The following is a 26,403-nucleotide window of genomic DNA, read 5'->3' as shown; positions in this document are numbered from 1 at the left end:
CGCCCGCTACACCCACCGACGCAGCGCGTCGATCGTGGTCTCCGGAGAAGTGTTGAAGCAGAACCGAATTCCAGGCGCAACCTCGGCGGCAACATTGATCAACCGCTCGAACAGCAACGTGTGTTCAGCCGCCATCCGCACCCCCGCCCCGATCATCGCAACCCGGAACACACCACCCGCCGCACACTCGCGCAGCTTCGCCTCCGCCGCGTCGGGGTCGGTGGGAACCAAGCAGGACACGAAGTTGAATCCCGCTGCCCGCAAGGCAGATTCGCCCGCCTCGATACGTGCGGTCAGCGTGGCTTCATCAAGGTTGGGATAGTTGGTGTAGTCCACGGCACCGGGGTGCAGACCGATCGACAACACCGAACTCTGTTCTGACACTGGATTCTCCGATTCGATCACCACACCACTAGCCGGCCCGCCCACGAACAGCACGCCCCGACTTCCACCACGAACAGCGCCCATCTTGCCGAAAAATCCACCGACCCGCCCCTCGAGCTCGATCGCCACCCCTCCGCCCCACATCGGCCACCCGTGAAATCCGCTGGCCCCCGACTACGGAATCCGACTACGGTGCCCGCATGCAATCAACCACCCTGTGGCGCCCCACCGGCCCCGCCGAGCTAGCACTGGTGGCCGAGTCCGGGTGGCGAGCGTGGCCGCCGCGGCTGCCCGACCAGCCGATCTTCTACCCGGTTCTCAACGAGGCCTACGCGGTCCTGATAGCTCGCGATTGGAATGTGCCCGCGTCCGGCGCCGGCTACGTCACCCGCTTCGAAGTCCGAACCGACTACCTCGACAACTACGACGTGCAACAAGCCGGGGGCCGCGACATCCTCGAATACTGGATCCCCGCAGAAGATCTCGACGAGTTCAACCGCAACATAGTCGGCGAGATCGAGGTCGTCCGCAGGTTCCCGGCGGACGCACCCTTGCCCGATCAGCCCTGAACCACCGGCATTTTCACGCAATACGCCTTCGTGCAGTCAGTTTTCTGACTGGATCGGCGCGAAGTGCGTGAAAATGCCGGCCCGGATCAGACCCGTGTTCCGGCCGCGCGTTCGGCGACTGCGGTGGCGGTGTCGACCATGACCAACTCCGCGTTGATTTGCGCACCGGCCATCGCTCCGGCCGCTGCGGCGGCGCCGACTTGGGCGGTGGGGTCGGTGGCGTTGCCTGCGATCCAGACGCCGGGGGTCGTGGTGCGGCCGACGGGGTCGGCGGGGATGTGGTCGCCGATGCCTGCGGGGTGGGGTTCGGGGGTGAGGCCGAGGTCTGTGAGGAAGGTGGCGCGGGTGTTCATGCGGGGGGCCACCACCAGGGCGTCTCGGGCGATGATTGTGCCGTCGGATAGTCGGATTCCGGTCAGGTGGTCGTCGGCTAGGACTTCGACGACCTCACCGTCGACGATCTGAATACCGTGGGCGGCAAGCTTTTCCGTGTCTTCGAGCGTCAGCGACGTCGTGTGGGTCAGGAAGACGATGTCGTCGCTGAGTTGGGTGAACAGCAGCGCTTGGTGCACCGACATCGGTCCGCTGGACAGCACCGCGATCCGCTGATCGCGCACCTCCCAGCCGTGGCAGTACGGGCAGTGCAGCACCTCGTTGCCCCAGCGTTCCCGCAGTCCGGGGATCTCGGGGAGCACGTCGGCGAGGCCGGTGGCGATCAGGATGCGTCGGGCCCGCACGGTTCGCCCGTCGGCCAGCGTCACCCGGAAGTCCGCCGAGTTCGCCGCCCCACTGTCATCGAGTGAACCGCCCCCGCCGTCGATCCGGAGGTCACTCGGCGTCACCTCGACATCCGCACCGTTGACGCGCGCTCCCGCCGCAACCCTGGAATTGCCATCGAATCCCCTTGCCCGCGAAGTGGATTCAGTGACCCGATCGACCGCGATCACCTCGCCAGACACCACGTGCCCGCCATACCCCCGCACCTCAGCCCGCCCCACCTCGAGCAGTTCCAACGGCGACATCCCCTCCCTGCCCAGCAGCCCGTGCACCCCCTGAGCAGGCGCGTTACGCGGCGACCCGGCGTCGATCACCAGCACCGGCCGCCGCGACCGCGCCAACATCAGCGCCGCGTTCAACCCGGCGGCTCCCCCGCCGAGCACCACCACTTCGTAAGAATCGTTCATGTCGACCTCCTTCTGGAATCGACCATGCCCCCGAGCATCCAAAACTGGCAACCTTCTTTGCCGATATGGCAAACTGAAGTACATGGACGACCTGGACCAAACCCTCGACTCGGTCGGCCCCCGCCTGCGCACCCTGCGCAAACAGCGCCGAACCACCCTCGCCGACCTCTCACAAGAAACCGGCATCTCGGTCAGCACCCTGTCACGCCTGGAATCGGGCGACCGCAAACCCACCCTCGAACTGCTTCTCCCCCTGGCCAAGGCACACGGCGTCACCCTCGATGAGCTCGTCGACGCCCCACCCACCGGCGACCCGCGCATCCACCTGCGCCCGATCACCCGCCACGGCATGACCATGCTCCCGCTGACCAAACGCGCGGGCGGCATCCAGGCGTTCAAGATGATCATCGCCCCGGGTGCGCGCAACCGACCCGAAACCCCGCAGGTCCACGAGGGTTACGAGTGGTTGTATGTCCTCAACGGCCGCCTGCGCCTGATCCTGGGCGACAACGACTTCATCATGAACCCCGGCGAGGCCGCCGAATTCGACACCCATGTCCCGCACTGGTTCGGCGCCGCCGACGAGCAATCCGTGGAGTTCATCAGCCTTTTCGGCAAACAGGGCGAACGCGCCCACCTGCGCGCCCGCCCGAAGTCCAGCTGAGATTCAGTCCTGCAAGGCCGCGATCAACGCCGGACTCAACGCCAACGCCGGCAGCGACTCGACCAGCAGATCCACCAATTGCTCACGGCTGATCGGCTTTTCGACCATCCAGGTGAGAATCGTTTCCTCGACGAAGGCGATCCACCCGCGCACGGCCAGGGTCAGCCGGGCCAGTTCGGTGCCCACCGGTGGCAGCGGCAGTTCGCTGATGATGAGGTCCGCGATGGCGGCGCGCGTCTGGTTCACATATTCCGACAGCCCGGCGGTGGCGGCAGCGGGCCCGCGCAGCGCCGAACGGTAGGAGGCGGAATTCTCGCACGCGTAGTCGACGAACCGTTCGATCGAGTCGCGCAGCATGTCGAACAGCGACAGTTCCCGGTTGGGCATGATCGCGACGTAGAACTCGGTGCTCACGTGCCGGGCGATCGCCTCGTGGAACTCCTGCTTGGACGCGAAGTAGTGGAACAGCAGCCCGCGCGAGATGCCGGCCAGCTTGGCGATGTCGTCCACCGAGATGTCCTCGAGCGGCCGGTCGGCCAGCATTTCGGCGCCGAGGGTGATCAGCTGCAGCCGACGATCCTCCGGGCTGAGCCTCACACGCTTGGTCTCCCTGGTAGTCACAAGGCCATCCTAGCCGCTACTGAATACAGTTCAATAGCTGTTGACTCCGCCTCAATAAGACCGTATTCTGCATTACATGAGTCGTAAGGTTACAGACAACGTCGTCGAAGAACCCCGCGCCGTCCGCCACGCCAAGACGATCATCGTCGGCAGCGGGTTCGCGGGCCTGGGCCTGGCCATTCGCCTGAGTCAGCAGGGTCGCGACGACTTCCTCGTGCTCGAGCGCGGCAGCGATGTCGGCGGCACCTGGCGCGACAACACCTACCCCGGTGCCGCCTGCGACGTGCCCTCGCACCTGTATTCGTACTCGTTCGCGCCGAACCCGGACTGGACCCGCTCGTTCTCCAAGCAGGGCGAGATCCAGGCCTACATCAAGAGTGTCGCGCAGCGTTTCGACGTGCTCGACCACCACATCTTCGACTGCGACGTGCAGTCCATCCGCTGGAACAACGACACCGCCCAGTGGGACATCAGCACCTCCGAGGGTGAGTTCACCGCCGACACCGTGGTCTCCGCGGTCGGTGCGCTGTGTGAGCCGTCGCTGCCGGATATCAAGGGCATCAACGACTTCGAGGGCGAGATCTTCCACTCCGCCCGCTGGAATCACGACGCCGACCTGACCGACAAGCGCGTCGCGGTGATCGGCACCGGCGCCTCGTCGATCCAGATCGTGCCCGCCATCGCGAGCAAGGTCGCGAGCCTGGACGTCTACCAGCGCACCGCGCCGTGGCTGCTGCCGCGCATGGATCGCCCGTACCTGCTGCCGGAACGGTTGGCGTTCAAGCACATTCCGGCCGTGCAGCGTCTGTCGCGCGCCGCCATCTACGCCGCGCGGGAGACCCAGGTCGTTGGCCTGACCCGCTTCCCGATCCTGATGAAGGCCTTCGAGGGCCTGTCGCGTGCCAAGCTGCAGTTCGAGATCCGCGATCCCGAACTGCGCAAGAAGGTCACCCCGAACTACCGGATCGGCTGCAAGCGCATGCTGATCTCCAACGAGTACTACCCGGCGCTGGACCGCGACAATGTCGACGTGATCACCGACGGCATCGCCGAGGTGAAGGCCGGGTCCATCGTGACCAAGGACGGCACCGAGCGCGAGATCGACGCGCTGATCGTGGCCACCGGCTTCCACGTCACCGACTCCCCGACCTACAACGCCATGGTCGGGCGCGACGGGCGCACGCTGGCCGAGGTGTTCGACCAGATCGGCCAGCAGGCCTACAAGGGCGCGGCGATCGCGAACTTCCCCAATATGTTCTTCCTGGTCGGCCCGAACGTCGGTTTGGGCCACACCTCGATGGTGTACATGATCGAATCGCAGATCAACTATGTCAGCGATGCGTTGGCCACCATCGACGCCAAGGGTTTGCGCACCGTCGAGGTGCGTGAAGACGTGCAGCAGGCCTACAACGCCGACCTGCAGGAAAAGCTGGGCAAGACAGTCTGGAACACCGGCGGCTGCGCTAGCTGGTACCTGGACAAGCACGGCAACAACACCACGTTGTGGCCGGACTTCACCTTCGAATTCCGTAGGCTCACACGGCATTTCGATGCCGCGGCCTACACTACGACAACCGTGGACGCCGCAGGCGCCGATCTGAAAGTGGTGGCAGCACAGTGAGCAAAGATGCTTACTTCACGAACAAAGTTTGCGTGATCACCGGAGCCGGTTCCGGCATCGGTCGGGCACTGGCGGAGAACCTGGCCGCCCGTGGCGCCAAGCTCGCGCTGTCCGATATCGACGCCGAGGGCCTGGCTCAGACCGTGGCCTCCTGCGAGAAGCTGGGCGCGCAGGTCAAGTCCGACCGGCTCAATGTCGCTGAGCGCGAAGCGTTTCTGCTGTACGCGGATCAGGTGAAGGCGCACTTCGGTGTCGTGCACCAGATCTACAACAACGCGGGCATCGCCTACCACGGTGACGTGATCAAGAGCGAGTTCAAAGACATCGAACGCATCATGGATGTGGACTTCTGGGGTGTCGTCAACGGCACCAAGGCGTTCCTGCCGATGCTGATCGAGTCCGGCGACGGCCACGTGATCAACGTGTCGAGCCTGTTCGGGCTGATCACCGTGCCGGGGCAGTCCGCCTACAACTCGGCGAAGTTCGCGGTGCGCGGCTTCACCGAGGCGCTGGTCCAGGAAATGCGGGTCGCCAAGGCGCCCGTGCAGGTCACCTGTGTGCACCCCGGCGGCATCAAGACCGCGGTGGCCCGCAACGCCACCTACGCCGAGGGCTTCGACGGCGCCGCCGCGACGACGATGTTCGAGAAGTACATGCTGATCCACAGCCCGGAGATGGCCGCGCAGACCATCACCGAAGGGGTGCGCAAGGGCCACTCCCGCGTGCTGATCGGCTGGGAGGCCAAGCTGCTCGACGTGAGCGTTCGCCTGCTCGGCTCGGGCTACAACCGGATCTCGGCTGCCATCAACGGCCGCTTCATGCCCCACTGACACACCAGGAAAAACCATGCGCGAGTTCAAGATTCCGCTGCCGATCGTCCGTGCCGTGCTCGACCCGCTGTATCGGGTGACGCTGAACGTGCACGTGCCGATCGTGGTGCAGCGTGCGCTGCTCGATGCGTTCTCCCGGCTGCAGCTGCTGCCCGACGGCACCGTCGTGCAGCACCTGCAGCTGGGCGGTCGCCCCGCTGAACGCGTCATTGCCGACACCGCTATTCCGGGTTCGCGTACCCGCGCGGTGCCGCCGGAGCGGGCAGCGGGCGCGATCTTGTACCTGCACGGCGGCGGTTACGTGGTCGGTTCGATCGCCACGCACCGTTCGCTGGTGGCTCGACTCGCGCAGGAAACCTCGTGCGCGGTGTACTCGCTGGACTACCGGCTGGCACCGGAACACCCGTTCCCGGCCGGTCTCGACGACGCCGAGGCCGCGTTCTTGGACCTGGTCGGCAATGTCGGCTACCGGCCCGAGCAGATCTGTATCGCCGGTGACTCCGCGGGCGGCGGTCTGGCCCTGGCGTTGGCGCAGCGACTGATCGAACGGCATGAGCTCACCCCCGCCGCTCTGGGCCTGATCGCACCCTGGTCCGACCCCACCGAAATACCGAGCAAGGACCGCGATCTGGTGATCAACCGGACGTGGTCGCAAGCGTGCGCCGCCCACTACCTCGGCGACGCCGCCAGCACCGAAGCGGGCTATGCCCCGCTGCGGGGAAACCTCATCGGATTGCCGCCCACCTACGTGCAAGTCGATGTCAGCGAACTGCTGCACAACCAGTGTTCGACCTTGGTCTCCAGCCTGCGTGGCGCGGGCGTGCACGTCCGCTTCACCGAAACCCGCGGCCTCTGGCACGTCGCGCAACTACAGGCCGCGCTGGTCACCGAGGCTGCGACGGCTCTGAGCGAACTCGCAGAATTCCTGCGAGAAGCAATTCAGCCAGTATCGATCGACGATTTACGATAAAGCCTGGTGACGGGCGTTTTGGACGGCGATATCGCGACCCGGCCAAACGTGTCGTAGATTACTGGCGAGTAGAACCCACTGGAAGGGCACAGATGCGAGAGTTCGAAGTTCCGGCTTCCTACACCATCCCGGAGGACGCGAACAATTCCGACAACGTCTTCCGCTTCGGGCAGGAGACGCCGAACACGGTGTTGTTCAACGTCCCGAACGGCAGCGGCGGCTGGAACGACGTCACGGCGAAGCAGTTCGAGACCGCGGTGACCGGCGTCGCCAAGGGCCTGATCGCCTCGGGCGTCGAGCTGGGCGACCGGGTCGCGATCATGGCGGCCACTCGCTACGAGTGGACGCTGCTGGACTTCGCGATCTGGGCCGCCGGTGGCGTCACTGTCGCGATCTACGATTCCTCGGCCGCCGAGCAGGCCAAGTGGATCCTGCAGGATTCCGAGACCAAGATCCTGGTCGTCGAGAACGACAAGCACCGCGCCACGATCGACGAGATCGACGCGGGCTCGCTGCCCAAGCTGGGCGAGACCCTGCAGATCGACAAGGGTGCGATCGACACCCTGACCGAGCGTGGCGCGGACCTCGACGATTCCGTCGTGCACGAGCGTCGCAAGCAGGTCGGCGCGAACTCCCCCGCCACCCTGATCTACACCTCGGGCACCACCGGCAAGCCCAAGGGCGTGCAGCTGACCCACGCCAACCTGTACGCCGAATCGCGTTCGGGCGGTATCGAACTCAGCTCGTTCGTGTCCGAGGGTCAGAAGACCCTGCTGTTCCTGCCGCTGGCGCACGTGTTCGCCCGCGCGGTCGCGCTGATCGCCTTCGATTCCAAGGTGACCATCCGCCACAGCTCCGACTGGACCACCCTGGTGGAGCAGTTCGGCGACTTCAAGCCCGACTTCATCCTGTCGGTGCCGCGCGTGTTCGAGAAGGTGTTCAACTCCGCCAAGCAGAAGGCGCACGACGCGGGCAAGGGCAAGATCTTCGACGCCGCCGCCGACGTGTCGATCGCCTACAGCACCGCGCTCGAGACCCCGGGCGGCCCGAGCCTGGCGCTGAAGGTCAAGCACTTCGTGTTCGACAAGCTGGTCTACAGCAAGCTGCGCGCGGCGCTTGGTGGTCAGTGCCTGGCCGCTGTCTCCGGTGGCGGCCCGCTGGGCGCGCGTCTGGGCCACTTCTTCCGTGGTGCGGGCGTCACGATCTACGAAGGCTACGGTCTGACCGAGACCACCGCCGCGTTCACCGTGAACACCCCGCAGTTCATCCGCGTCGGCTCGGTCGGTCGCCCGATCCAGGGCCACGCGGCCAAGATCGCCGAAGACGGCGAGCTGCTGCTCAAGGGCTCGGTCGTGTTCGACGGCTACTGGGGCAACGCCGAGGCCACCGAGGAATCCTTCGTCGACGGGTGGTTCAAGACCGGCGACCTGGGTGCCATCGACGCCGACGGCTTCGTCACCATCACCGGTCGCAAGAAGGAAATCCTGGTCACCGCGGGCGGCAAGAACGTCTCCCCCGCGATCCTCGAGGATTCCCTGCGCGCGCACCCGCTGATCAGCCAGGTCATGGTCGTGGGTGACGGTCAGCCGTTCATCGGCGCGCTGATCACGCTGGATCCCGAAGCCCTGCCGGGCTGGAAGGACCGCAACGGCGTGGCCGCGGACACCGCGATCGAGACCCTGATCGAGAACGAGGCCCTGGTGGCCGAGGTGCAGGCCGCGATCGACGAGACCAACAGCAAGGTCTCCAAGGCCGAGGCGATCAAGAAGATCCGCATCCTGCCGGTCGACTGGACCCAGGAAACGGGTGAGCTCACCCCGAAGATGTCGCTCAAGCGCGCCGTGGTGATGAAGCAGTACGCGGGCGAAGTAGACAAGATCTACTCCTAGTCCGTTCAGTTCGAAAGGCCGGTTGCTTTGTCGCAACCGGCCTTTCGGCTTTTTACACTCGTTGCAGTGCGAATTGTGCTGCGGTCAGGGTCATTCCGTTGATGCCGTAGAGGGTGTGCAGCGCATTGGGTTGGGCCAGTGGGGAACCGTCGCAGATGTTGTCGGAGGGGATGCACAGGTCGATGGTCTTGGCCGTGTAGTCCGCGCCCAGTGTCACCGGGGGCGCCTCCGCGTCGCGCATGAACCGATCCGACGGCTTCCCGAACAGCGCGACCGCAGCGACATGCTCGGCCACCTCCGGCGCCATCGGCTCGGGCAGATACGACCGGTACTCCGCCGGAACCCCTTCCGGCACATCACCATCGGTGGCGAACCCCGCCACCGCAGCACCCTGCGAGTACCCGCCGAGAATGATCCGCGTACCAGGGCAGGTGGTCGCGATGTACTCGACCCTGCGCTGTGCGTCGTTGATCCCCTGCAACACGGTGTGCGCGAAGGCAAGTCGGTCCGCGAAGTCACCGCTGGCCGGGTAGTCGACCCCGTACGAGGCCACCGACCGCCCGCCGGCGTTCAACCGCACCGCCTCGACAAACGACGTACCGGTGAGCCCGAGCCCCCCGCCCGGCTCAGCGGTGCCACGAGCGAACACCACCTCGATATCCGAACAGGGCGCGGCCAGAGAGGAAGTGGGCGATACCAGAGGAATCGCGGCTGCCAAGAACACTGCAGACACGAATCGGCTGAGAGAACGTGCTGTCATGCCGCGCAGAATACCGACCGATCCCTCCCACCAGCGTCTTCGCCACCGGCGCGCCGAAAGCCCGGCCGTTCTACCGGACCGAAAGGCATCCTGATCGCGACGTAGGCTCGGTTCATGGTGGTTTTGCGGGCGGTGGCCGGGATTGTGGCTGCCGCGGTGGTGCTCGGGGTGGCGGAGTTGGTCGCGGTGTTCGCCGGGGCCGGTAGTGCGCCCGCGTACGCGATCGGGGCCACGGTCGTCGACCACACGCCCGACGGCGTTCGGGAGTGGGCTATTTCGACCTTCGGGACCAGCGACAAGGCTGTGTTGTTCGCGTGCATGGGTGTTGTCGCGGTTGTCGTCGCGGGCATCTCCGGGGTACTCGAGCGGACAGCCCGGCCGGTCGGATCTGTCGCGTTCGCGATTTTCGGGGCGATTGCGGCGGTCATCGGTGCCGGGCGAATCGGCGGATTCCCCGGTGCGCTGCCCGCACTGATCGGTACCGCTGCCGGCATTCTCGCGTTGCGTGGGCTGACCCGTCGGATCGACGTGGCATCCGCACCGTCGGAATCGGCTGCCGACGTCACGGACAGGCCCGGCGAGGCACTCGTCGCGAAGGCCGGTCGACGGCGGGTGCTCGGTGGGATCGCGGCGGCTGGGGTGTCGGCCATCGGGGCCGGGATCGCGGGGCGCTTACTCGGCGGGGCCCGGCGTGACGTGACCGCCGAGCGTGAAACCGTCGAATTGCCAAGGGCCGCAACACCGTTACCCACCCTTCCGGCCGACGCCGATCTGCGAGTCCCCGGGCTCACCTCCTACATCACCCCCAACAGCGATTTCTACCGCATCGACACCGCGCTGATCGTTCCCCAGGTGTCCACAGACTCCTGGACGCTGCGCATCCACGGCATGGTCGAACAGGAAATCACTCTCACCTGGGACGACCTGCTGCGCCGCACCCCGGTTCAGCGCCTGGTCACCCTCGCCTGCGTCTCCAATCCGATCAACGGCGACCTCATCGGCAACGCCCGCTGGCTCGGTTATCGCCTCGACGAACTGCTCGCCGAAGCGCGCCCGCTGCCCGACGCCGACATGGTCCTGTCCCACAGCAAGGACGGCTGGACGGCGGGCAGTCCGCTGTCGGTTCTCACCGATGGGCGCGACGCCCTGCTCGCCATCGGCATGAACGGCGAACCCCTCCCGATCCAGCACGGTTATCCGGCGCGGTTGGTCGTGCCCGGTCTGTTCGGCTACGTGTCCGCCACCAAGTGGGTCACCGAACTCGAGGTCACCCGTTTCGACAAGGCCACCGCCTACTGGACCCGCCGCGGCTGGTCCGCGCACGGCCCCATCAAAACCGGCACCCGCATCGACACGCCGCGCAGCCGAATTCCCCGGGGCCGCACCGTGATCGCCGGTGTCGCCTGGGCGCAGCATCGCGGCGTCACCGGCGTCGAAGTGCAGATCGACAACGGCGACTGGCGGCCCGCCCGCCTGTCCACCGAGGTCACCATCGACACCTGGCGCCAGTGGACCTACGACTGGGACGCCACCCCCGGCCAACACACCGTGCGCGCCCGCGCCTTCGACCCCGCCGGCCCCCAGACTGCCGTCTCCCAGGACGTCGTCCCCGACGGCGCGACGGGCTACCCCACCCTCGCCATCCAGGTGAGCTGAAACCGGCGTAATCGCCCACTTCGTGCCCGTTCAGTCAGAAAACTGATCGAAATCGTGCGAAGTGGGCGATTACGCCGGTCTACCACCCACATACGCACCGGCCGAATCGGCGTCCTGCGTCTCGGGCTTGCGCGCGCCGGACTTTCCGTGGCCGACGAACAACGCCGACGCGACGATACCGATCACCAGGATCGCGGCCGGCAGGATCATCGACTGGGCCAGCGAGGTGCTGAATTCGTCGAGAACGTGCGGTGGCAGCGGACCGGTGGCGGTGCCTTCGCCGACGGGTCCGCCTTCGCTCAGGCCGTTGGCGGTGAGGCGGGCGGCGATCAGCGCGCTGATCGCGGCGCTGCCCAGGACCGCGCCGACCTGGCGGGTGGTGTTGTAGATGCCCGCGCCCGCACCGGCCTGGGCGACCGGCAGGTTGTGGGTGGCGGTGGAGGCCAGCGGGGCCCAGATGCAGGAGCTGGCCAGGCCGCCGACACCGGCCGCGATCAGGAACCATACGACCGACGAATCCGGGCTCATGAGCAGGCCGAACGAGGCCACCGAACCGGCGAACAGCACGAAACCGACGGTCGGCAGCAGACGTGGGGGCAGGCGGTCGGAGACCTTGCCGATGAACGGCGCGGTGATCCCGGTGATGATCGCCATCGGCGCGAAGATCAGCGCGGACATGGTCGGCGACATCTCCCGCACGGCCTGCAGGTAGAAGTACGACGGCACCATCATCGAGGTGACCGCGGCGCCCATCGCGGCGATCGCCAGGTTCGACAGCGCGAAATTGCGGTCGCGGAACAGACTCAGCGGCACCAGCGGCTCACCCTTGTTGCGCGACTGGTTGATCACGAACACGATCAGCATCACCACACCGAACCCGATCAGCAGCCAGATCCGCAGCGACCAATCCTGCGAATTGCCTTCCTGGATACCGAAAACCAACGCGAGCATGCCGATGCCGCTCAAGACCACGCCGACGATGTCGAACTTGTGGTCGCTGGTCGGCAGCGACGGCACCAACCACACGGCCAGCCCGAACGCGATGATGCCGACCGGCACGTTGACGATGAAGATCCATTCCCAGCCGAGGTTGTCCACCAGCACGCCGCCCATGATCGGGCCGATCAACGTCGCCAGCCCGGCCACCCCACCCCACAGGCCCATCGCGGCGCCGCGCTTGTCCGGCGCGAAGGTGCGGGTGATCACGGCCATGGTCTGCGGTGTCATCAGCGCGGCGCCGATGCCCTGGGCGGCGCGCGCGGCGATCAACATGCCGATGCTGCCCGACAGTCCGCACCACAGCGAGGCGGCGGTGAACACCGCGAGGCCGATCAGGTAGATGTTCTTCGGCCCGAATTTGTCGCCGAGGCGGCCGGTGACCAGCAGCGGCACCGCGTAGGTGAGCAGGTAGGCGCTGGTGACCCAGATGACGCTGGAGATGTCGGTGTGCAGCTCGGTCATGATCGCCGGGTTGGCGACCGCCACGATCGTCATGTCCAGCAGGATCATGAAGAACCCGACCACCAGCGCGAACAGCGCCAGCCACGGATTACGTTGGGTGGTCATCGAATTCGTTCCCATCTGCGGAGGGGTCAACTGCGGGCAGCCCAGCGGGGCTTGGGCGCGGCATCGGGATGATCCGGCCATTGATGCTTGTGCTCGTCGTGGACGCGTTCGCCGGTCTCGGGGTCGAACTGTTCCCACGGCACCGCGCCGCTGCCCAACTCGGCGGCGAAGGCCGCGATCCAGGTCAGTTCGGCGTGGAGGGTGGCGCGAATGTATTCCAGGACAACGAAATAGCGGCGCGGCACGGCCCTGTTGCGGGTCCAGTCCAGCAGCGCGTCCAGGTCGGCCTGCTCGCGCGTCAGGTGCTCCACCCGCTCGTCGAGCAAGGCCACCACCTGCTCCTGCGGCAGCGTGTGCGCCTGGGCCAACGCCAACCGGAAGATCGGATACTCCTGCACAGGCACACGCAACAACTCGGCGATCCTGCCCCGCAACGCATTTCGCCCCGACTCGGCAATCCGATAGGTCGTGCGCTCGGGCCGATTCCCCGCCCGCCCGATCCCCTCGGCCACCACCATCTCGTCATCGGCCAACCGCGCCACCACGTGATACAGCGACCCCGGCCGCACCTTGACCAGCAGATCCTCCCGCCGAGCGATCAACAGCTGATACATCTCGTACGGATGCATAGGCCGCTCATCGAGCAACGCCAGCACAGCGATAGCCAACGGCGTCATCGCATTCCGCCCAGGCTGCGCCACCACAGGACCTCCATACTCCACGCCAAATATTCCACTAGGAATATACGGAGCGAAACCCCCCTTGGCAAGATCACCCCCACCTCGGCGCACGGACACACCGAGCCCCGACCTGGACAGCCGATCACCAGGCCTTGGTGGATTTTTCTTCTCGGGCGATGTTTGCGTGATCGCCTGGTGATCAACCGTCCAGCTCAGGTCCGATCAGACCAGCGACCTTTCGAACCAGTGATCCGCCAAGGGGTCGTCGCCGTAGGGCGGGATTTCGGTGTAGCCGTGTCTCGCGTACAGGGCGCGGGCCTCGAGGAGGTCTTTGCGGGTGTTGAGGCGGATTGTGTGGGCGCCCAGGTGGTGGGCGGTGGTTTCGGCTGTGTGGAGTAGGGCGGTGGACAGGCCTGTGCCGCGGGCTCGGGGGTGGACGTACATGCGGGTCAGTTCCCAGGTGTGGGAGGTCAGGCGGCGGATGCCTGCGCAGCCGACGGGGTGTTCGTCTCGGTGGGCCAGCAGCAGCAGGCCGGTGGGTGGGGTCAGGTCGTTGCTGTGGTGGCCGGTGGCGAGGTGGTGGTCGATTTCCGCGTCGTCGGTGGGGCGGGCGTAGTAGCGGGTGATCATCTCGGCCAGGTAGTGACGGAGCAGGGCGGCGGCCGCGGGGGAATGTGGGTCGGCGGGATGGATAGCCCAGGGGGTGCGAGCGTTCATGGGATCGATGCCTCCCGCCTTTCGACGTTGTGGGTTGCCGCACAAGGCCATTCGGAATCGCTGGCTCCGCACGGAACTCTCAGAGGGCGTGGGCGTCCAGCCAGGTGCGGGCGGCGTCGGCGGGGGTGGTGCCGGTGTTGATCTGGTGGAGCGACTCGGTCAGGGCTTCGGTGGTCAGTTCGCCTGCTACGTAGTTGAGTTTTTTGAGCTGTTGGCGGTTGAAGATGCCGGAGCGGTAGACGGCGAGGATGTTTTCGGCGCGGGGGGTGTTGGTGGGGCTGGTGCCGTCTGCTGCGTCTGTTACCGAAAGGCCTTGTGGGAGGGCGGCATTGACCGCCGTGGTGACCTCGTCGGGTTTGCGGGCGGGTGAGGTGGGGTTCCAGCGGTCGAGGAGGGCGCCGTTGCGGGCGGGTAGGACCGCGATGGTGCCTGCGTCGAGATCGGCCAGCGGCGTGGGCAATCCGGTGATCACGGTCGTGGAGGTGCCGGTTCGGGCCAGCGCTTGGGAATAGATCTGCGCGAGTAGAACTGATTCCGTGGAGGAATCCGCGCCTACCGCGACCACCGTGGGTGCCTGATCGGAAGTGCAGGAAACGGTGGTGAAAACGCAGGTGGCGGCAAGGATGACGGTGGCGGTTCTGCGCGCTACGGCCGACAGCATCCGGCGACACCAACTTTCCGTATTTGCCGTCAACCCGCGCAATTCGGCCCGACGGCGGGCAGTATGAACAATCAGAATGTACCTGTGGCCCCCGCGTCGCACGCACAGCGCACTGCCCGCCTTTGCCGGAAGGACACCAGTGAAAACCGCCAACGCCTGCTCGTCATCCCGACAACGTCGACCGGCACGCCGCCTCGCCGTGCGGGCGGGCCGGGTGCTCGCCGCGGCGGTCGCACTGGCCGCCGCCATGATCGTGTCCGCCTGCGGCAACTCCGATCCGCTTGCCGCCAAGGGAGATTGCACCAGTGACGCGTTGATCGTCGGGTCGGCCAATTTCCCCGAATCCGAGACCGTGGCCAACATCTACACCGAAGTGCTGCGGATCAACGGCTTCAAGGTCGACACGAAGTTCGATATCGGCAGCCGCGAGGCCTACATTCCGGCGCTGCGCCAATGCGCGATCTCGCTGATCCCGGAATACACCGGCAACCTGCTGCAATACCTCGACAAAGACGCCACCGCCACCGCCGCCCCCGAGGTGAACGCGGCGTTGACCAAGGCGCTGGGCGAGGACCTGGCCATCGCTACGCCCGCCCCCGGCGAGGATTCCGACGCCGTGGTCGTCACCCGCGCCACCGCCGACAAGTGGAGCCTGACCTCGATCGAGGACCTGGCACCGCATTCTGCGGAGGTGAAATTCGCCGCGATGGCCGAATTCGCGGAGCGACCGGGCGGGCTGCCCGGTTTGAAGAAGATCTACGGCCTCGATATCAGCGCGGGCAATTTCGTGCCGATCGCCGACGGCGGCGGACCCGCGACGGTGCGCGCACTGGTCGACGGACAGGTGAACGCGGCCGATATCTTCACCACCTCGCAGGCGATCGCACAGAACAACCTGGTCGTGCTCGCCGATCCGAAACACAATTTCGCGGCACAGAATGTGGTGCCACTGTTCAATTCCGCGAAGAAGACCGACAAAGCCGTCGCGGTATTGGACGCGGTATCGGCGAAACTGACCACCGCCGAACTCATTTCGCTCAACACCGCGGTCTCCGGTGACAGCAAGATCGAACCGAAAGCCGCGGCACTGGCCTGGATCACCGCACAGGGTTTGAACTCCCCCATCGGCTAGGCGTACGCCTTCGCAGCGCCATGCGCGTCTTCGGATGGCGCAGCCAACAGCGTCCTCGAGGCGTACTCGCGCCGTTAGGAGTAACCGTTGTCCGACATCGAATTCCGCGGGATCGACAAGACCTATCCGAACGGCACGCACGCGGTACGCGACCTGAATCTGAATATCGAATCGGGTTCGTTCACCGTCTTCGTGGGCCCGTCGGGGTGCGGCAAGACCACGTCGATGCGCATGATCAACCGGATGGTCGACCCCACCGCGGGCACCATCACCATCGACGGCCGCGACATCGCGACCGTGGACCCGGTGAAACTGCGCCTGGGCATCGGCTACGTGATCCAGAGCGGCGGGCTGCTGCCCAACCGCAAGGTGATCGACAATGTGGCGACCGTGCCGGTGCTGCTGGGGCAGACGCGCAAGGCCGCGCGGGCCGCGGCGCTCGAGGTGATGGACCGGGTTGGGCTGGATCGCAGTCTGGGGGACCGGTATCCGGCGCAACTGTCGGGCGGGCAGCAGCAACGAGTGGGGGTGGCGCGGGCGTTGGCCGCAGATCCGCCGGTGCTGTTGATGGACGAGCCGTTCAGTGCGGTCGACCCGGTGGTGCGGGCAGAGTTGCAGTCGGAGATGCAGCGACTGCAGGCGGAACTGCACAAAACGATTGTGTTCGTGACGCACGATATCGACGAGGCGATCACGCTCGGCGACAAGATCGCGGTGTTCGGTCGCGGTGGGGTGCTGCAGCAGTACGACACACCTGAGCGTGTATTGGCCCAGCCCGCAACGGATTTCGTTGCCGGGTTCGTCGGCAGGGATCGCGGCTATCGGGGACTGTCGTTTCGCAACGCGGATGCTGTTGTGCTGGCGCCGATTCGGACGGTTGAAGCCGGGGACATTCCGGGATTGCGACTCACACAGGGTGAATGGGCGCTCATTGTCGATGGCGACGGGAAGCCTGGCGGCTGGATCGACGTGACCGGCGTGGAGGGCGTGCGCGCAGGAAAACCCTTGGACGCCAGCGTTTCTGCCGGTGGCTCGCTGTTCACCCCGGATGGCGACCTGCGCCAGGCCTTGGACGCGGCCATCTCCTCCCCCTCGGGCGTCGGCGTCGCCGTCGACGAAGCAGGAGCGGTACGGGGCGGATTACTCGCCACCGACGTGCTGACCCAGCTCGCCGAGCAGCGGACCGCCGAAGATACCGAGCGCAACCGGGAGTTCTTCATCCAGGGCGCGCCGTGAGGTACCTGATCGACAACTTCGCCGACATCATGACGATCACCCGCACCCACCTGATATTGGCGCTGGTTCCATTACTGCTGGGGTTGGTGATCGCGATTCCGGTGGGTGCGTTGGTGCGCGGAAATCGTTGGGCCAGAAGGATTACCACGACGGTGTCGAGCCTGGCCTACACGATTCCCTCGCTCGCGCTGTTCGTGATCATTCCCCCGATGATCGGCATCTCGATGATCGACCCACTCAATGTGATCATCGCACTCACCGTGTATTCGACTGCGCTGCTGTTGATCGCGGTGCCGACAGCGCTGGATACCGTGCCCGTCAGCGTGATCGATGCCGCCGATGCGATCGGGTTCGGCAGGCTGAGACGAACTGTCACCGTCGATATGCCTTTGGCGCTACCGGTTTTCACCGCCTCGCTGCGCGTAGTGGTGGTCACCAATATCGCGATGGTGTCGGTCGGTGCGCTGATCGGGGTCGGCGGGCTGGGCAAACTGTTCACGCAGGGCTACCAACGTGACTACCCCGACCAGATCATCGCGGGGATCATCGTCACGCTGGTGCTGGCGCTGATCTTCGATCGGCTGGTGTTCCTGCTCGGCAAACTCGCCACCCCGTGGACCCGTGCGGACGCCCGCGCGAAAGGGGCACGCTCGTGAACCTGTTCCTCGAAGCCTGGAACTACCTCAGCGACGGTGCGAACTGGGGCGGACCCACCGGGATCGAACACCGCCTGCTGCAACATCTTTGGTACAGCTTCCTCGCGGTGGCGTTGTCGGCGGTGGTCGCGGTGCCGTTGGGTCTGCTCATCGGGCACACGCGGCGCGGCAGCGCGGTGATGGTCGGGTTCGCCAATGCCATGCGGGCGCTGCCGACATTGGGTCTGCTGACGTTTCTGGTGCTCGGACTCGGCCTGGGGTTGATTCCGCCGCTGCTGGCGTTGATCACCGTCGGCATCCCACCGCTGCTGGCGGGCGCCTATGCCGGGATCGCGAACGTGCCCGCCGAGGTCGTGGACGCCTCGCGGGCGATGGGGATGACGGAGAGTCAGATCCTGTTCCGGGTCGAGGTGCCCAATGCGATGCCGGTGCTGCTGGGCGGGTTACGCAGTGCCACTTTGCAAGTCGTGGCCACCGCGACGATCGCGGCGTACGTGAACCTCGGCGGGCTGGGTCGGTACATCTTCGACGGGATCGGCCTGTACCGGTACGACCTGGTGTTGGTCGGCGCGCTGTTGGTCGCGATCCTGGCGTTGGTACTCGACGGGCTGCTCGCGGTGGCGGTGTGGGCCAGCGCGCCAGGGTCCGGCCGGGTCACGCGACCGGCGGACACCGGCGTAATCGTACAAAACGCGACGAAATAATCAGAAAACTGATTTTTCGAGGCCCGATTGTACGATTTCGCCGGTCCCGCAGCGTCAGTCGTCGCCGAGAAGTGCGCGCAGGTGCGGGTCGTCGGCCAGCACCTCCTGCATCCTGGCGCGACCGAGCGAACGCTGGGCTTGCGCGTGGATCCATTCCTGGGCGGCCAGCACCATCGCCACATTCACCGACACACCGTCGGCCTCGGCCCCGGCTGCCAGCTGTTCGTAGACCTCGTCGGGTAGCTGCACGGTGATCGTGGTCATCATCCGATGATCCCAGACAACAAGACAGCGCCCCCGCTCCGGTGGGAGCGAGGGCGCTGTCGACGGAGAAACTAGGCGACGCCCTCGGCGCGCGCCGCTTCCGCGACGGCCTCGGCCACAGCCGGAGCAACACGCGGGTCGAGGGGGCTCGGGATGATCTTGTCGACCGCGAGCTCGTCGGCGACCACACCGAAGATCGCGTTCGCGGCGGCGACCTTCATGCCCTCGGTGATGCGGCGGGCGCCGGCATCCAGGGCACCCTTGAACACACCGGGGAACGCGAGCACGTTGTTGATCTGGTTCGGGAAGTCGCTGCGACCCGTGGCCACGATGGCCACGTACTTGGCGGCCACGTCGGGGTGGATCTCCGGGTCCGGGTTGGACATCGCGAACACGATCGCCTCGGGGGCCATCGAGGCGATGAGCTCCTCGGGGATCTTGCCCGCGGACAGGCCCAGGAACACGTCGGCACCGGCCAGCGCGTCGGCGGGGCCACCGGTCAGGCCGCGCGGGTTGGAACGGGCGGCCAGGTCGGCCTTGACACCGTTGAGGCCGTCGCGACCCGTGCTGACGATGCCCTTCGAGTCGAGCACGACCACGTCCGGGATACCGGCGGCGAGCAGGATGTTCGAGCAGGCCACACCGGCCGCACCGGCACCGGACACGACCACCTTGAGCGCGGACATGTCACGGCCCTGCACCGCGGCCGCGCCCTTGAGGGCGGCCAGCACCACGATGGCGGTGCCGTGCTGGTCGTCGTGCATGACCGGGCAATCGAGCGCCTCGATGACGCGGCGTTCGATTTCGAAGCAGCGGGGGGCGGAGATGTCTTCCAGGTTCACCGCGCCGAAGCTGGGGCGCAGGTGGATCAGGGTCTGGACGATCTCGTCGGGGTCGGTGGTGTCCAGCACCAGCGGGATCGAGTTCAGGCCGGCGAACTTCTTGAACAGCGCGGCCTTGCCCTCCATCACCGGCAGCGAGGCGCGCGGGCCGATGTCGCCCAGGCCCAGCACGGCGGTGCCGTCGCTGACCACGACCACGAGACGGTCGGTCCAGGTGTAGCGCTTGGTGAGCGCGGGATCCTCGGCGATCGCGCGGCTGACCTGGGCGACACCGGGGGTGTAGGCGATGGACAGATCGCGCTGGGTCTCGAGCGGCGCGGCCAGCTCGACCGACAGCTTGCCGCCGAGGTGACCCGCGAAGATCTCGTCATCGGTGATGGCAGCGAGGCTCGCTGCGTCATCGGCCTTGGGCGCCGCGGTGGCATTCGGTGCGTCAGTCACAGGTGACACGATTTCACTCCTGCTCGAGTCGGGCTCAACCGGGGGACGGTTACCGCCGGGTATATCGGAACTGAGGTTTTTAGGACACTGCGCGGGTGCGCGGTCGCACGCGTTGCCCGGTAGGAACCGGTACGCATGGCGCGGCACTGATCCGTGCAGCGGAACCGAACGGGTGTGTCCGGGCGAGCAAAACGGGTCGGCCCTGTCCGCGAAGGTGCGTCGCGAAACGGAAGGTCTCCAAGGTCCCCGATCCCGGCGGTGGCAAGGGAAGGGAATCTGCAACATTCTGCCAGCACGGCGTAGGTGTTGCCAAACCGCGTCATCCGTCGAGGGTAAACCCGCGCAATTGCGGTGGCGTTAGCGAAAACTCGCAGTTGGGGCCGAACATCCGGTGAACAGTCATACCGCGGCGGGGGTGCCCGCGGTGAGCTCGCCGTCGCTCGGCTGCGGGGCCTGTTCGCGGCGCACCCACACGTCGTCCAGGCCACCACAGCGCGATCGCACCCGCCAGTCCGAACGCGCGTCGGGATGGTCGATGCGACGGTGGATGCCGCGGCTCTCGGTGCGTTCGAGCGCGCTGTACCCGGCCCAGCGCGCGACCGCGAGCAGGGCCGCGGCCTGCCTGGCCCGCACCTGCCCGGCGCCGATGCCGCCCAGTTCGAATTGGGCGCCTGGCCACATGGCGTCGAGTTCGGCGATGCTGTCGGCCAGGCTGCCCGCGCTGCGCCGGTAGCTGCGACGCAGCGGCAGGGTGTGCTCCTGGACCAGGCCGATCACCGAACGCGGGTCGATGTGGGCGTGTGGGCCCAGCCCCGCGCCGGGGACAGCGCGGGCGAACGCGGTGCGGTCGGTGGCACGGGCGAACGCGGCCGCGCCCGCACCGGCCCAGCTGCCCGACGCCAGCGCCCACGCCCCGCGCAAGCCGCCGATTCGGCCCGCTGCCCCGGCCACGACCTCGCGTCCGGCGGCGTCGCCCGCGGCGAACAGCCCGCGCACGCTGGTCGCGCAGGCGCGATCGGCCAGTGCCAGTCCGCCCGCGCCGCGGATGGTGCCCTCCAAGACCGCGCGCACGGGCAACCGGCCCGCGGCGTCGATCGCGCCGTGCCTGCTCAGCCAGTGTCGGACGGTGTCGGGCACTTCGTGCAGGGACGCGAAAACCCTTCTGCCGTCGGCGATCGCGGTCAGTGCCGCGGGGTACCGGCCCGACAGTTCGGTGCCGGCTTCGTCGTAGAGCGCGGCGAAATGCACCGACAGGCCGGGTGCCACGACGGGGTGTGGCTGCACTCGCGACAACACCGGGGCCAGACCGTAGGCGCTGGAGAATTCCATGCCCGCCAGTTCGGCACCGGCCTCGACGGCCATCAGCAGGCCCTCGCCGGTGTTCACCTCGGTGCCCGCGCCGCCGGACAGGAACGCGCACCCACCGGTGGCGATCACGACCGCGCCCGCCCTGATGGTCCACGGCCGAAACTTGTTGTGGCGCTGGATGCCCGCCGCGCCCACGACCGTGCCCGCCGGGTCGACGAGCAGTTGCAGGGCCGGGTGATGGTCGAGGATGCGCACGCCCGCCTCGAGGGCGCCGCGGCGAAGTCTGCGCAGGTAGCTCGCGCCGTCGAAGCGCGCGCAGGTGGCGTCGCGGTCGGGGACGCGGTGTCGGGTGCCCGACCAGGTCTGCAGGCGGCGGTGGGCTTCGTCGGCGACGCGGTGCAACCAGGCCCGATCCCCCAGCCCGCCGCCCGCGGTGAACGCGCTGTCGACCGCGTCGGCGCGGTCCGGACCGGGCGCGAGGTCCCACAGCAGGGTCGTGCCGTACACGGTGGGACCGCTGGATCCGCAGCGACTCTTGTCCACCAGCACCACGCGCGCACCGGCGGCCGCGGCCGATACGGCGGCCCAGAGCCCGGCGGGTCCACCGCCGAGGATCAGGACATCCGTTTCGATACCGGTCACAAAGAGAAATGTTCGGGCACAGTTCACCCGACCGCAACCACTACGCGGCCGTCAACCCCACCATTGTGTCCAAAGCAATACACCGGCCGTGATCATGACGACGGCCGATCCCAACAAAGCGGACATTCCACGCCTGCGATCGGCGAAGACCTGCGCGACGATCACCACCACCGCGGCCACGCAATGCCAGCCGAGCGACTCCGCGCCCGGTCCGGGAAAGTTCCTGCTCCCCCCGACCACCGCCGCGCCGATCACCACGCACAACAGCACCACCACCCCGCCCGCGACCACACCGCTGACGGTGCGCACCAGGGTCACGGGGCGATCACCGGTGTTCCGCTCGCCTGGTCGATCAGGGCTTCGTACTGATCGGGGTCGGTGCCGCACGCGCCGATCGCGGTCGTCTTGTTGCTGCCGTGATAGTCCGAGGAACCCGTTCGCACCAGGCCCAGTTCGCGCGAAAGGTCGCCCAGCACACCACGATCGGCGTCGCTGTGATCGGGGTGGTCGATCTCGAGGCCGGTGAGACCGAGCGAGGCCAGGTTTCGGATCTCGTCCAGCGCGAGCAGTCTGCCGCGTCTGCGGGCGCGGGCGTGCGCGATCACGCTGACCCCGCCCGCGTCGGCGATCAACTGCACGGCCCTGGTCAGCGGGGTGTCCGCCTTCTCGGCGTAGTACCGACCGTGCGGGGCCAGCAGATCGACGAATGCCTCGTTCACACTCTCGACTACCCCGGCTGCCACCAACGCCTGCCCCAGATGCGGCCTGCCCACCGCCGGACCCGCGGTCGCCATCACCTCGACCGGGTCGATCGGCAGCCCGTCGGCGGCCATCTTCTCCGCCATCGCGCGCACCCTGGCCACGCGCTCGCCGCGCAACCGCTCACGTTCCTGCGCGAAGCCGCGGTCGGTGGGGTCGAACAGGTACGCCAGCAGGTGCACCGGAACCGGAAAGCCGTCCTCGCCCATGCCCGTGCACGACATCTCCATGCCACGCACCAGCGTGAGACCGGGCGGGCGCGCAGCTTCGGCCTCGGCCCAGCCGCCGGTGGTGTCGTGGTCGGTGATCGCGACGACGTCGAGACCGGCCGCGGCGGCATGGCGCACCAGCTGGGCGGGGGTGTCGGTGCCGTCGGAGGCGGTGGAATGGGTATGCAAGTCGATGCGCACCCCCTCAGTCTTACAGTGCGGTCTCAGCTCCCGCGCGTTCCTGGGCATGGTCGGTGCCTGCCCGTAGGGTCGGGCTGGTGCCCTCACTCTCGCCGATGTCGTCGTTCCACGGGCCACGCCGCAAGGCGAAGGCCGCGCCCGCGACCGTGCCCGTGCCCGTGCCGACCGCGCGGGCGATCGTGGACTGCGGGGTGTACGTCGACGGCAAGCGCGTACCGGGCCATTTCACGCCGCAACAGGCCAAAATCGAGGCGAGCAAGTCCGATTCGGGCTTCGTGTGGATCGGCCTGCACGACCCCGACAGCACCCAGATGAACGACATCGCCTCGACCTTCGAACTGCACCCGCTGGCGGTGGAGGACGCGGTGGAGGGCCGCCAGCGTCCCAAGCTCGAACGCTACGGCGACATGCTGTTCCTGGTGATGCGCACGGTCTGCTATATCGACCACGACATCGACTCGATCAGCGAGATCGTCGAGACCGGCGACATCATGGTGTTCACCGGACCGAAGTTCGCCATCACCGTGCGCCACGGGGAACACACCCATCTGTCCAGCGTGCGCCACAAGCTGGAAAGGCACCCCGACCAGCTCGAACTCGGCCCGACCTCGGTGCTGCACGCGGTGGCCGACCACGTGGTCGACACCTATGTCGAGGTCACCGAGTTCATCGGCGGCGATATCGACGAGATGGAGGAGGAGGTGTTCACCCCCACCTCCAAAGTCGGCCTCGGGTCGATCTACCAGCTCAAACGCGAAGTCGTGCAACTGCGCAGCGCGGTGTCGCCGCTGGCGATTCCGCTGGCGAAGCTGACCACCGACCCCGATCTACCGATTCCGACGGAGATCCGCCGGTACATGCGCGATGTCGCCGACCATCACACCAGCGTGTCCGACCACATCTCGTACTTCGACGAGGCGCTCAGTGGGCTGGTCAACGCGGCGCTGGCCAAGATCAGCGTTCAGCAGAACACCGACATGCGCAAGATCTCGGCCTGGGCGGCGATGGCGGCGGTACCCACGGCGATCGCCGGTATCTACGGCATGAACTTCGACCACATGTGGGAACTGCACCAAGTGTGGGGTTATCCCGCGGTGCTGGGGACCATGGTGGTGATCTGCCTGTTCCTCTACCGCAGTTTCCGGCGTAACGGGTGGCTCTAGAGACTCACCGCACCGCGTTCGGGATCGCGCACGTCGATGCCGGCCTCGGCCCAGGCGTCGCGTAGGGCTTGCGCACCGCGCAGGCGCACCCAGGCGGCCTCGGTGGCGGTCACCGGGGTGACACTGAGGTAGCGCACCGGATCGGCGGGGTCGGGCAGGGGGATCGGCGCGATGTCGCTGTCGCCCAGCACCACCGCGGAGAATTTCGCGTTGCGCCACAACGGTTCTCCGAGGTCGATCAGCGCATCGGCTTGCAGCACAACACCTTCCACCGACGGCGAGGCGATCAGGATGCCCAGCGATTTGGCGATCCCGACCTGCGGGTCCGCGCCCATCAGCAGGGTCAGCACCAGTTCCGCGCGTGGCCCGCGCACCGGGTCTGCCAGCAGATCGGAGGGGTCGCCCATCGGATGACGTGAGCCGCCCAGCGTCGCGTAGTGCACCGCACCGTCGCCCGGAATACGCAGGATCTCAATGGGTTCCAGGCCGAGGAAGGTCAGCGAGGCCGAATCGACCTGTGCGCGTTCGAGTTCGAAGTGGTCCAGCACCGCGGCGCGGACCGTGTTCTCCACATCCATTGCGCTACAGGGCCAATCGAGCCAGCGAGTCGCGGGCGCGTTCGGCAGACTTCGGGTCGCACAGCACGTCGTAGCGGCCCGCGACCAACTGCATGGTCGAGGCGAAGTCGCGCTGACCCTTGGTGGCCGCGTAGGGAATCGAGGTGGTGATCACGCCGAACACGATGCCGCCCAGCAGACCCACGACCAGCGGGCCGATCGCGCCGCCGGTGGTGGTGAACAGGCTCAGCAGCAGACCCAGGAACAGGCCCAACCACGCGCCCGACACCACGCCGCCGCCGATGACCTTGCCCCACGTAAGCCGGTACAGCACCCGCTCGACCTGCATCAGATCGACACCGACGATGGTCACGTCCTGCACCGGGAACTGCCCGTCGGCCAGGTAGTCCACCGCGCGCTGCGCCTCGGCGTAGGTCGGATACGAGCCGACCGGCCAGCCCGACGGCGGCGTCGGCAACGCCTGCCGCCCGCGATTCGAGTTGCCCAAGGGATTCGTCATAGTCCTATTCTGCTATTCGTCGGCCGACAGTGCCGAAGTGAAACGTCTCGGCCCCGATCATGCGGATGTTCTCGTCATCCCGGCTGCTCGGCCCTTGTCGGCGATAACCTGGGCCATTTTGGCGCTGGCCTCGTCGATCATCTCATCTCCCAGCATCACCGCACCACGCGCGCCGCCCGCCTCGGAGGTGTGGAAGGCGTAGGTCTCCAAGATCAACTCGGCGCGGTCGTAGTCGGCCTGGCGCGGGCTGAAGATCTCATTGCAGGCGTCGACCTGGCCGGGGTGCAGCACCCATTTGCCGTCGAAACCCAGTGCCGCGGTGCGGCCTGCGGCCCGGCGGAAACCGTCGACATCGCGAATCTGCAGGTAGGGGCCGTCGATGGCCTGCAGGCCGTGCGCGCGGGCGGTGAGCAGGATCGTCATCAGGATGTGGTGGTAGGCATCGCCGACGTCATAGCCTTCGGGCTGCTCGCCGACCACCAGCGTGCGCATGTTGATACTGGCCATGAAATCGGCGGGCCCGAACACCAGCGCCTGCACGCGCGGGCTCGCGGTGGCGATCGCGTCGATATTGCGCAGGCCCAGCGCGTTCTCGATCTGCGGTTCGATGCCGATCCGGCCGACCTCGAGGCCGGAGGCCTTCTCCAACTGGGTCAGCAGCAGGTCAAGGGCTTGCACCTGACCGGCGTCGGTGACCTTGGGCAACAGGATCGCTTCCAACCAGCGACCCGCGCCCTCGACCACGCTGATCACATCGGCGTAGGTCCACTCGGTGGACCAGTCGTTGACCCGCACCACCCGCAGCTGCGAACCCCAGCCCGGTTCGTTGAGCGCGGCCACGATGTTCGCGCGCGCCGCGGCCTTGGCACCGGGCGCCACCGCGTCCTCGAGATCGAGGAACACCTCGTCCACGGGCAGGGTCTTCGCCTTGGCGATCATCTTCGGATTGCTGCCCGGCACGGCGAGCACCGATCGGCGTGGCTTCGACAACAACGAC

At 66.9% G+C, this 26,403-nt stretch carries 28 protein-coding genes; 12 read left to right on the top strand and 16 right to left on the bottom strand.

The window, feature by feature from the left end; all coding sequences use genetic code 11:
• Positions 1–6: 6 nt before the first annotated feature.
• Positions 7–384: a hypothetical protein gene (locus ACFWVD_RS02220; RefSeq protein ID WP_379240088.1), complete on the bottom strand. Its 378-nt coding sequence runs from the start codon at positions 382–384 to the stop codon at positions 7–9.
• Positions 385–584: 200 nt separating this feature from the next.
• Between ACFWVD_RS02220 and ACFWVD_RS02215 the strand changes: the two genes are divergently transcribed.
• Positions 585–953: an ADP-ribosylation/crystallin J1 gene (locus ACFWVD_RS02215; protein ID WP_379240087.1), complete on the top strand. Its 369-nt coding sequence runs from the start codon at positions 585–587 to the stop codon at positions 951–953.
• A gap of 86 nt (positions 954–1,039) precedes the next feature.
• On the opposite strand, the gene ACFWVD_RS02210 is transcribed toward ACFWVD_RS02215, so the two are convergent.
• The gene (locus tag ACFWVD_RS02210) at positions 1,040–2,137 is read right to left on the bottom strand and encodes an NAD(P)/FAD-dependent oxidoreductase (protein WP_379240086.1); all 1,098 of its coding nucleotides are present in this window, start codon (positions 2,135–2,137) and stop codon (positions 1,040–1,042) included.
• A gap of 82 nt (positions 2,138–2,219) precedes the next feature.
• Between ACFWVD_RS02210 and ACFWVD_RS02205 the strand changes: the two genes are divergently transcribed.
• Positions 2,220–2,801 (top strand): helix-turn-helix domain-containing protein, encoded by a 582-nt coding sequence (locus tag ACFWVD_RS02205; RefSeq protein WP_379240085.1) that lies wholly within the window; start codon positions 2,220–2,222, stop codon positions 2,799–2,801.
• 3 nt (positions 2,802–2,804) lie between these two features.
• Here ACFWVD_RS02205 and ACFWVD_RS02200 read toward each other — a convergent pair whose 3' ends face one another.
• Complete coding sequence (locus tag ACFWVD_RS02200) at positions 2,805–3,422, bottom strand: TetR/AcrR family transcriptional regulator (protein ID WP_379240084.1); 618 nt, start codon at positions 3,420–3,422, stop codon at positions 2,805–2,807.
• 76 nt (positions 3,423–3,498) lie between these two features.
• On the opposite strand from ACFWVD_RS02200, the gene ACFWVD_RS02195 reads away from it, so the two are divergent.
• From ACFWVD_RS02195 to ACFWVD_RS02180, 4 genes are all read left to right on the top strand, one after another.
• Complete coding sequence (locus ACFWVD_RS02195; protein WP_379240082.1) at positions 3,499–5,043, top strand: flavin-containing monooxygenase; 1,545 nt, start codon at positions 3,499–3,501, stop codon at positions 5,041–5,043.
• The gene (locus ACFWVD_RS02190) at positions 5,040–5,873 is read left to right on the top strand and encodes an SDR family NAD(P)-dependent oxidoreductase (protein WP_379240081.1); all 834 of its coding nucleotides are present in this window, start codon (positions 5,040–5,042) and stop codon (positions 5,871–5,873) included. Before ACFWVD_RS02195 ends, ACFWVD_RS02190 begins: the two co-directional genes overlap by 4 nt.
• 16 nt (positions 5,874–5,889) lie before the next feature.
• On the top strand, positions 5,890–6,843 hold the full coding sequence (locus ACFWVD_RS02185; RefSeq protein ID WP_379240080.1) for an alpha/beta hydrolase: 954 nt from the start codon (positions 5,890–5,892) through the stop codon (positions 6,841–6,843).
• A 92-nt stretch (positions 6,844–6,935) separates the two neighbouring features.
• Positions 6,936–8,732, top strand: coding sequence for an AMP-dependent synthetase/ligase (locus tag ACFWVD_RS02180; protein ID WP_379240079.1), 1,797 nt, complete (start codon positions 6,936–6,938; stop codon positions 8,730–8,732).
• 52 nt (positions 8,733–8,784) lie between these two features.
• Here the strand turns inward: ACFWVD_RS02180 and ACFWVD_RS02175 are convergent, their stop codons facing one another.
• Positions 8,785–9,492, bottom strand: a complete 708-nt coding sequence (locus tag ACFWVD_RS02175) for a cutinase family protein (RefSeq protein WP_379240078.1) — start codon at positions 9,490–9,492, stop codon at positions 8,785–8,787.
• 114 nt (positions 9,493–9,606) lie between these two features.
• On the opposite strand from ACFWVD_RS02175, the gene ACFWVD_RS02170 reads away from it, so the two are divergent.
• Positions 9,607–11,148 carry a molybdopterin-dependent oxidoreductase gene (locus ACFWVD_RS02170; protein WP_379240077.1) on the top strand — a complete coding sequence of 514 codons (1,542 nt, stop codon included), beginning with the start codon at positions 9,607–9,609 and terminating at the stop codon, positions 11,146–11,148.
• 69 nt (positions 11,149–11,217) lie between these two features.
• On the opposite strand, the gene ACFWVD_RS02165 is transcribed toward ACFWVD_RS02170, so the two are convergent.
• The 4 genes from ACFWVD_RS02165 to ACFWVD_RS02150 form a co-directional block, all read right to left on the bottom strand.
• On the bottom strand, positions 11,218–12,714 hold the full coding sequence (locus tag ACFWVD_RS02165) for a DHA2 family efflux MFS transporter permease subunit (RefSeq protein ID WP_379240076.1): 1,497 nt from the start codon (positions 12,712–12,714) through the stop codon (positions 11,218–11,220).
• Between the two features lie 26 nt (positions 12,715–12,740).
• Positions 12,741–13,418, bottom strand: a complete 678-nt coding sequence (locus ACFWVD_RS02160) for a PadR family transcriptional regulator (protein ID WP_379240075.1) — start codon at positions 13,416–13,418, stop codon at positions 12,741–12,743.
• 198 nt (positions 13,419–13,616) lie between these two features.
• Positions 13,617–14,111 carry a GNAT family N-acetyltransferase gene (locus ACFWVD_RS02155; protein WP_379240073.1) on the bottom strand — a complete coding sequence of 165 codons (495 nt, stop codon included), beginning with the start codon at positions 14,109–14,111 and terminating at the stop codon, positions 13,617–13,619.
• A gap of 79 nt (positions 14,112–14,190) precedes the next feature.
• Positions 14,191–14,772 (bottom strand): hypothetical protein, encoded by a 582-nt coding sequence (locus ACFWVD_RS02150; RefSeq protein ID WP_379240072.1) that lies wholly within the window; start codon positions 14,770–14,772, stop codon positions 14,191–14,193.
• Positions 14,773–15,019: 247 nt separating this feature from the next.
• Here ACFWVD_RS02150 and ACFWVD_RS02145 point away from each other — a divergent pair, with 247 nt between their 5' ends.
• The 4 genes from ACFWVD_RS02145 to ACFWVD_RS02130 all read left to right on the top strand — a co-directional run bounded on the left by ACFWVD_RS02145 (position 15,020) and on the right by ACFWVD_RS02130 (position 18,500).
• Complete coding sequence (locus tag ACFWVD_RS02145; protein ID WP_379240945.1) at positions 15,020–15,904, top strand: ABC transporter substrate-binding protein; 885 nt, start codon at positions 15,020–15,022, stop codon at positions 15,902–15,904.
• Positions 15,905–15,991: 87 nt separating this feature from the next.
• Positions 15,992–17,140: an ABC transporter ATP-binding protein gene (locus ACFWVD_RS02140; RefSeq protein ID WP_379240071.1), complete on the top strand. Its 1,149-nt coding sequence runs from the start codon at positions 15,992–15,994 to the stop codon at positions 17,138–17,140.
• Positions 17,137–17,796: an ABC transporter permease gene (locus ACFWVD_RS02135; protein ID WP_379240070.1), complete on the top strand. Its 660-nt coding sequence runs from the start codon at positions 17,137–17,139 to the stop codon at positions 17,794–17,796. Before ACFWVD_RS02140 ends, ACFWVD_RS02135 begins: the two co-directional genes overlap by 4 nt.
• Positions 17,793–18,500, top strand: coding sequence for an ABC transporter permease (locus ACFWVD_RS02130; RefSeq protein ID WP_379240068.1), 708 nt, complete (start codon positions 17,793–17,795; stop codon positions 18,498–18,500). The genes ACFWVD_RS02135 and ACFWVD_RS02130 overlap by 4 nt, the downstream gene beginning before the upstream one ends.
• A 54-nt stretch (positions 18,501–18,554) precedes the next feature.
• Here ACFWVD_RS02130 and ACFWVD_RS02125 read toward each other — a convergent pair whose 3' ends face one another.
• The 5 genes from ACFWVD_RS02125 to ACFWVD_RS02105 all read right to left on the bottom strand — a co-directional run bounded on the left by ACFWVD_RS02125 (position 18,555) and on the right by ACFWVD_RS02105 (position 23,166).
• Positions 18,555–18,764, bottom strand: a complete 210-nt coding sequence (locus tag ACFWVD_RS02125; RefSeq protein WP_379240067.1) for a hypothetical protein — start codon at positions 18,762–18,764, stop codon at positions 18,555–18,557.
• A 71-nt stretch (positions 18,765–18,835) separates the two neighbouring features.
• Positions 18,836–20,056: an NADP-dependent malic enzyme gene (locus tag ACFWVD_RS02120; protein WP_379240066.1), complete on the bottom strand. Its 1,221-nt coding sequence runs from the start codon at positions 20,054–20,056 to the stop codon at positions 18,836–18,838.
• Between the two features lie 390 nt (positions 20,057–20,446).
• Positions 20,447–21,997, bottom strand: coding sequence for an FAD-binding protein (locus ACFWVD_RS02115; protein ID WP_379240065.1), 1,551 nt, complete (start codon positions 21,995–21,997; stop codon positions 20,447–20,449).
• A gap of 51 nt (positions 21,998–22,048) precedes the next feature.
• Positions 22,049–22,315, bottom strand: coding sequence for a hypothetical protein (locus tag ACFWVD_RS02110; protein WP_379240064.1), 267 nt, complete (start codon positions 22,313–22,315; stop codon positions 22,049–22,051).
• Positions 22,312–23,166 (bottom strand): PHP domain-containing protein, encoded by an 855-nt coding sequence (locus ACFWVD_RS02105; protein WP_379240063.1) that lies wholly within the window; start codon positions 23,164–23,166, stop codon positions 22,312–22,314. The genes ACFWVD_RS02110 and ACFWVD_RS02105 overlap by 4 nt, the downstream gene beginning before the upstream one ends.
• Positions 23,167–23,261: 95 nt before the next feature.
• Between ACFWVD_RS02105 and ACFWVD_RS02100 the strand changes: the two genes are divergently transcribed.
• Entirely contained in the window at positions 23,262–24,329 is a 1,068-nt protein-coding gene (locus ACFWVD_RS02100; protein WP_379240944.1) for a magnesium and cobalt transport protein CorA, read from the top strand.
• On the opposite strand, the gene ACFWVD_RS02095 is transcribed toward ACFWVD_RS02100, so the two are convergent.
• From ACFWVD_RS02095 to ACFWVD_RS02085, 3 genes are read right to left on the bottom strand one after another with little or no spacing between them, the layout of a single operon-like run.
• Positions 24,326–24,907, bottom strand: a complete 582-nt coding sequence (locus tag ACFWVD_RS02095) for a suppressor of fused domain protein (protein ID WP_379240062.1) — start codon at positions 24,905–24,907, stop codon at positions 24,326–24,328. The two genes, ACFWVD_RS02100 and ACFWVD_RS02095, sit on opposite strands and share 4 nt — an antisense overlap.
• Before the next feature lie 4 nt (positions 24,908–24,911).
• Positions 24,912–25,406, bottom strand: a complete 495-nt coding sequence (locus ACFWVD_RS02090; RefSeq protein WP_378609102.1) for a general stress protein — start codon at positions 25,404–25,406, stop codon at positions 24,912–24,914.
• A gap of 57 nt (positions 25,407–25,463) precedes the next feature.
• Complete coding sequence (locus tag ACFWVD_RS02085; protein ID WP_379240061.1) at positions 25,464–26,399, bottom strand: HpcH/HpaI aldolase/citrate lyase family protein; 936 nt, start codon at positions 26,397–26,399, stop codon at positions 25,464–25,466.
• Positions 26,400–26,403 lie beyond the last annotated feature (4 nt).

Origin of the sequence: Nocardia sp. NPDC058666 (assembly GCF_042714895.1) — a bacterium.
GTDB lineage: Bacteria > Actinomycetota > Actinomycetes > Mycobacteriales > Mycobacteriaceae > Nocardia.
Note: the sequence above shows the minus strand (reverse complement) of the source record. Positions and strands in the feature narration are given on the sequence as shown.